Here is a 5255-nt window from a genome sequence, read left to right on the forward strand (position 1 = left end):
GGGTGGTTTTTATTGATATAAATTTTAATTACATTATTAAATTTATATTTCGTCTACTGTAAATTGTTCCAAATTCCCCAAAAGTTCATTTTAGGTTCTTTTTTCAAGATTTCTATAGAAGAAGGAAAGTCTTTTAGATAATAAAGTAAATCATTATTATTTTCTTTAAATAATTTTATTTTCTATCAATTATTTTTTCTATTTTTTTTAATAATAAAGAAACTAATAACACCAAAACTAAATAAGCAAAGACAGGAATTAACAAAGCAATTATTCCTCCTGTTATACTATTGCTTCTTTTGTGTACTGTTTGTGCCACTTCAAAAAGTTCGTTCATCCCAATAACTCCAAAAACACAACTATCTTTGATATTAACGATAAATTCATTAGAAATTCTTAATAAAGATTTACGGACAACTTGGGGACACACAACTTTTTTAAAGGTTTGTGTTTGTGTCATTCCCAAAGCTAATGCTGCCTCAATTTGTCCATAATCAAAAAACTCCATATTTTTAATCATAATTTCGGCAAGATAAGCGGCTGAGTTGAAAGTAATCACAAATAAACCAGACTGAAGTGGAGTTAACCATCCAAAATAACCAGTTCCTTTGAGTCCGAAATGAAATAAAACTGCTTGTAGCATCATAGGAACACTTTTAATTATAAAAATATAGCCATTGATGATGTAATCAAACATTTTGATATAATATCTTTTAGCAATATTTGTCCTTACCCGCTTATTATTTTGAATAATTTCTTTAAGATGCAACAAACATAAAGACACCATAAAAGCTCCTATAGTGCCAAAAAAAGCAATCTTCATGGTGTTTTTAAAACCTTCAAAATACAATGTATGCCAATCTTTTAATATTTGGCATAATAAACTTAACCAAGAGTTGTTATTAGACATTATCAGTTTTGATTTATTGCAACTTCAATAGCTTTTTGCTTTAATTCTTGGGTTGTGTTGTTATCTGTTGTAAATTGTAATTGTTCTAATGCTTCGTCCACTTTATTTTTAAGTTTGTCATTTCCTTTTTTAATTCCTATACGTGATTGAAAGCTTTCTTGAGTTTGATCTCTTAAATCTGTATTGATTTTTTCCATTAATTCCTTGTTAATTGTTTTTTTTCCATTGCTAAAGTTGGATTTTTTTCTAAAAAAATATCTGCGATATCTGATTCTACAATAAATCCGTCAATTTCATTAGCTTGTAATGCCAACTTTATTGTTCCTAAATCTGAATATTCTTGAGTTTGAGTTGTTATTCCTTCTGCTATTTTTTGATATGTAGAACCACTTTGGTAACCGATTTTTTCACTTTGTAAGCTTGAAAGATTATCAACTTTTGAACCTTGTTTTAAAACAATTTTAACTGTTCCAAAAACATAAGGTTTTGAAAAATCAATTTCTTTATCTCTGTCAGGATTTTTGTTTAAGCCTGCAACAACTAAATCTATGTCATTGGAATTTAAAGCAGAAATCAAACTATTAAAATTTATTTTTTTGATTACTAGTTTTTTACCTAACTTTTCTGCTAATTTTTTAGCGATAAAAACATTATAACCACAAGCATATCCACTTTGTCCATAAATGGGATGATTTTGGTCTTTGTTTTTTTCATTTTTTGTTGGAATAACATATTCTAAAGGCGAGTATTCAAGTTCCATGCCTATTACTAAAACATTATTTTTAGTATTTTTCGGCCATAAAATTCCTCCTATTATCCCTAAAATTAAAAAAACACCAACAACTAAACTAATAATTATTTTTTTATTTAGTTTCATTTATTGCCTCTTTTTTTAGATTATATTATTAAAATTATTTATTAAAAAGTTTCTCAAATTTTTAATTTAATGGTAATTATTTTTTTACCAGCTGAAATTACCCCCTTTATTTCATTATTTTTTTGTTTTCGGTTGTTTTTTTTGTAATTATGATAAACAGATATTATAATTTATTATATCTTGGTCTCATTTATATTTATTAAAAGAAGCATCTTTGAGGAATTTTTTTAATTTATCGCTTTGAGGGTTGTTAAGGATTTGTTGTGGGTTTCCTGCTTCCAAAATTATACCATCTGTCATAAAAACAATTCTATCAGAAATTTTTTGAGCAAATGCAATTTCATGAGTTACTAAAATAATAGTTATTTTTTCGTGAGTTAAGTTAGTCATAATATCAAGGACTTCTTTAGTTAATTGTGGGTCCAAAGAAGCGGTAGGTTCATCAAATAAAATTATTTCTGGATTCATACATAAGGCTCTTGCAATTGCAACTCTTTGTTTTTGCCCCCCTGAAAGTGTTTGAATGCTTTGAGATGCTACATCTAAAAGTCCTACTTTTTGTAGTTTTTCGCGTGCTATTGTTTGTGCTTCTTCTTTGCTTTTTTTAAATACTTCTGTGAGTGCCAAAGTACAATTATTCAAGACATTTTTGTGGGCAAATAAATTGAAATTTTGGAAAACCATGCCAATTTTTTTTCTTAAATTATGCACATTATATTTTGGATTTAAAATATTTGTTCCTTCAAATAAAATATTGCCAAAATCAGGTTCTTCCAATAAATTAAGGCATCTTAAAAGAGTAGATTTACCAGCTCCTGAAGGCCCTATTAAAGTAATAATTTCGTTTTGTTTTATTTTTAAATTAACTTCTTTTAAAACAGTTTTAGTGCCATATTGTTTTTGGAGATTTGTAATTTCGATGATATTATGCATTTTTATTACCTAATTTGGTTTCTAGTTTTTTTAAAAGATAATAAGAGATGAAAATTAAAATTATATATATTAAAGATGCGTTGATATAAGGAGTTACATAGTCATAACTTTTTTTGGCTAATTTTTGACTCAAAGTAAAAATATCTACAACTGTAATTACATAAAAAACACAAATATCTTTTATATTTAGAATAAATTCATTGATAATACGTAGTAAAGATTGATTAACTAATTGAGGACATATAACGCATTTAAAAGTTTGTTTACGATTCATTCCCAAAGCTAGGGATGCCTCAATTTGACCAGGGTCAAAAAAGGACATATTTTTAATCATAAATTCTGCTAACATAGCACAAGAATTAAAAATAAGGATAAATAGTGCGGCTTGAAAAGGAGTTAACCAAGAACAAAACCCTGCTATTTTTGTTCCCCAATACAAAAGCATTGCTTGTAACATCATAGGGACACTTTTAACAAAAAATATATAAAAATATAATAAAATATCTATCGTTTTGTAAAGATATCTCTCATAAAAACTTATCCGTTCCTTTTTTCTTATTCCTTTGAGATAAAGTAGCCATAAAGATAACAAAAAAGCCCCTAATGTTCCTAAAAAAGCAAGGCTTATAGTAGTGACAAATGCATTCCAATATGAGGGTATATTATTTATAAATAAAGTATAGCATTTTTTCATAGGATCGTTCCACAGTTTCTTCCTTTTTCGTATATTTAATTGTATTTTTTTGATATAGTTTTATACAATTTTACTTAAATTATTTGTTATTTTCTTTGGTTTTGATTTAAGATAATAAATTTCATAATAATTTTTAAAATTCACTTTATGAAATCGTTAATTTAATAGTTATTTAAAAATTTATTAATGTTTTTAAAAAGAAAAAATTATTTCATTTAAGTAATGCCTTTATTATAACACATTATTTGTTTGATAATGGTGTTTTTTATATAATTATTTTTTTCAATAATTTTTTTGAAGTGAAATTTATAAAATAACAACCATTAAGGGGATGCCGTAAATGGTTTTTTTCAATAATTTAATTTATAATTTTAATATTTTTATTTTGCTGGGTATCAAAGTTCCTTAACTGTTTGGATCTATATTTTCGGATAATGATGAATAAGTTTTTTCAAAAAACAAAGTTTAATTGAACTTTTAAAGCATCTTTAAAACTATCAATATCAAATGTTTCTCTTGTGAAAATAGTAACTTGTACGCGTCTTCCCAAACATCAACATTTAAAATATCATTAAAAAGGCAGTCCATAAATGAATTGATATATTTGCTACTGTCTCAAAAAGAATAGGCGATAACTCCGCAAAAAATATGTTATTATTAATAAAATAAAAAGGAGAATAATTAATATGGCAAAAAAATAATCGTTCTTATTTTAGAAGTTTTAGAAACAGAAAAAATGACTTTGGCGGATATTTAATGTCGGGTTTCACCTAAATTAGGTCTTTTTATTCTGCTGCTGTTTTATTTTGCTTCAAAAGGTTATTTATCAATAGCTAAATAATAAAAAGGAGTATAAAAAATGACTTTAAGTTTGGAACGAATTAAATGTTATAAAAAACATTTAAAAGAAAAAAAGAAGAAAGGTATTTGTCATTAAGTGATGATGATTTGAAATTGGATTATTCTTTAAAAAAACAATCAAAAGAAATTAAATTGCAAGAAATTAAACCAAAATCAAAAATTTTAAGGCATTATCGAGATTCTTCACAAAATGCTAAGGATAAACTTTTATATAATTTCAAAGATTCTAAAAAAATATCTTTTATTACTTTGACAGCTCCTTATGATGATTTACAAGGTAAAACTATAAAATATACTCATGAACCTGATATTATGGGACAGGTAAGGAAACGTTTTATTCGTTTAGTGAGAAAAAATTATTTATCAAATTTATTTCAACAATGCTCTCAAAAAGATTTGGTTTATTCCAAAATGCAAGATTTTCGTTATTTTTGGTCTTTGGAAACTACTAAATTAGGAGTTATTCATTATCATATTATTTTTAATATTGATGTTTTAAATTCTTTTGGTGTATATTCTCGTTATTTGTGTACTGATAAAGATTATGCTTTGGGTTTGAAAAACCGACCTATTAAAGGAAATAAGAGTATTTTTTATGATGATTATTTAATGCATAAAATAGATGAAAAAGGTAATATTAAAATACCTCAAAATTATTATGAGAAAAAGAATGTTAAAGTGTCAAAAATTACTTTGCTTTGGGCTAATGCTTATGCATCTGTTATGAATAAAAATAATATAAAACATTATAAACATTTAAATCCAATTAGTCAAAACGTTCAAATTTTTAGACCATCAAAAACAAATCTTTTATTTGAAAAAATTGAAATTAGTAAATGTAAAGTTTTTTATAAGGGCACTTTTGATAAAAAAAATTATGTTAATAAAGTTGTTTCATATGTTAGTAAATATGTCTCTAAAAATGATAAACAAATTGAATCAAATTCTAATAAACGGAATTGATTTTATAGTCGTACATT

6 protein-coding genes are annotated in these 5255 nt (G+C 25.3%); 1 reads left to right on the forward strand and 5 read right to left on the reverse strand.

Annotation, left to right across the window (positions count from 1 at the left end; translation table 11 throughout):
* Window positions 1–175: 175 nt before the first annotated feature.
* From BBA70_RS01435 to BBA70_RS01455, 5 genes are all read right to left on the reverse strand, one after another.
* Window positions 176–910, reverse strand: coding sequence for an ABC transporter permease subunit (locus tag BBA70_RS01435; protein ID WP_011412544.1), 735 nt, complete (start codon window positions 908–910; stop codon window positions 176–178).
* A gap of 2 nt (window positions 911–912) precedes the next feature.
* Window positions 913–1107 (reverse strand): hypothetical protein, encoded by a 195-nt coding sequence (locus tag BBA70_RS01440; RefSeq protein WP_252861516.1) that lies wholly within the window; start codon window positions 1105–1107, stop codon window positions 913–915.
* On the reverse strand, window positions 1107–1787 hold the full coding sequence (locus tag BBA70_RS01445) for a transporter substrate-binding domain-containing protein (RefSeq protein WP_252861517.1): 681 nt from the start codon (window positions 1785–1787) through the stop codon (window positions 1107–1109). Before BBA70_RS01445 ends, BBA70_RS01440 begins: the two co-directional genes overlap by 1 nt.
* Window positions 1788–1973: 186 nt before the next feature.
* The gene (locus tag BBA70_RS01450) at window positions 1974–2720 is read right to left on the reverse strand and encodes an amino acid ABC transporter ATP-binding protein (protein ID WP_011412546.1); all 747 of its coding nucleotides are present in this window, start codon (window positions 2718–2720) and stop codon (window positions 1974–1976) included.
* The gene (locus BBA70_RS01455) at window positions 2713–3414 is read right to left on the reverse strand and encodes an ABC transporter permease subunit (RefSeq protein WP_011412547.1); all 702 of its coding nucleotides are present in this window, start codon (window positions 3412–3414) and stop codon (window positions 2713–2715) included. Before BBA70_RS01455 ends, BBA70_RS01450 begins: the two co-directional genes overlap by 8 nt.
* A gap of 927 nt (window positions 3415–4341) precedes the next feature.
* On the opposite strand from BBA70_RS01455, the gene BBA70_RS01460 reads away from it, so the two are divergent.
* The gene (locus BBA70_RS01460; RefSeq protein ID WP_252861518.1) at window positions 4342–5238 is read left to right on the forward strand and encodes a hypothetical protein; all 897 of its coding nucleotides are present in this window, start codon (window positions 4342–4344) and stop codon (window positions 5236–5238) included.
* The last annotated feature ends 17 nt before the right edge of the window (window positions 5239–5255 follow it).

The organism is New Jersey aster yellows phytoplasma (genome assembly GCF_002554195.1).
Taxonomy (GTDB): Bacteria; Bacillota_I; Bacilli_A; order Acholeplasmatales; family Acholeplasmataceae; genus Phytoplasma.